Source organism: Vibrio sp. D173a (assembly GCF_030248475.1).
The window spans coordinates 1-832 of record NZ_JAHGAH010001286.1 but is presented as its reverse complement, the minus strand read 5'-3'; the positions used below and the strand labels follow the sequence as shown (position 1 = coordinate 832).

The following is an 832-nucleotide window of genomic DNA, read 5'->3' as shown; positions in this document are numbered from 1 at the left end:
CTTAGCATGGGGCAAGACTCAGAGACTGCTTTCCTAGCTGGTGTTTTCTCTACCCTGTTGATTCGCCTCGGCGCGATTCGCTGGCACTTATCTTTACCCACGTTTGCACTAAACAAATAGTTATCAGACACGTCCAGTCACAGTGATCGTTTAGAAAGGCTCTTAGGAGCCTTTTTTAATATCTAAATATCCTATCTCCCTCGCACGATCTCACTCCGTCTCTCATCAATAGGGGTTAAGTAAGGTTTTTTGTTTACTTAGTCGTTTTTTGAACTATATTAGTAAACAAATAGCTTTATAAAGTTATTTGTTTACTAATTAGAGAACACTGGAGGTTCCCATGCAGGCTTATGTTGAACACGCGAATGTCACCGTCAGCAATATTGATGACGCGATCCAATTTATCCAAACCGCGATCCCTGAATTTAAAGTGCGCCATCGTGGAGAAACACAATATCGATGGTGTCATATCGGCACAGATAACAGTTACATCGCTCTACAAGAGATGGTGGCACGAGAAAAAACCGATCGTGCGCCCTATCTCGATGTGGGGATCAACCATATAGGCTTGGTCGTTAATGACGTTGACCAAGTTAAGCAGCGTTTATTTAGTGACGGCTATCAGCAGAATGATATTGGTGAAGAAAACCCTTATCGAAAGCGCATCTACTTTTATGATCGCAGCGGTGTTGAATGGGAGTTCATCCAGTACCTAACTCAAGATTCCACCAAGAAAAACAGCTATGAGGATTAAACCATGCAGCAGATAGGTATTGTTTTCTTCTCTAAATGCGGGGCAACGAAAGAAGTAGCGCAAGCCCTCGCCAAGGGT

1 protein-coding gene and 1 pseudogene are annotated in these 832 nt (G+C 43.1%); both read left to right on the top strand.

The window, feature by feature from the left end:
* Window positions 1–120 (top strand): annotated as a pseudogene (locus tag KIV40_RS32890) (trimeric intracellular cation channel family protein); the annotation flags it as partial.
* 220 nt (window positions 121–340) lie between these two features.
* Entirely contained in the window at window positions 341–754 is a 414-nt protein-coding gene (locus KIV40_RS32885) for a VOC family protein (protein WP_285353569.1), read from the top strand.
* The last annotated feature ends 78 nt before the right edge of the window (window positions 755–832 follow it).

Excerpts from the sequence above, each read along its gene's own strand:
- KIV40_RS32885 (WP_285353569.1), top strand. The coding sequence starts at position 341 with ATGCAGGCTTATGTTGAACACGCGAATGTCACCGTCAGCAATATTGAT.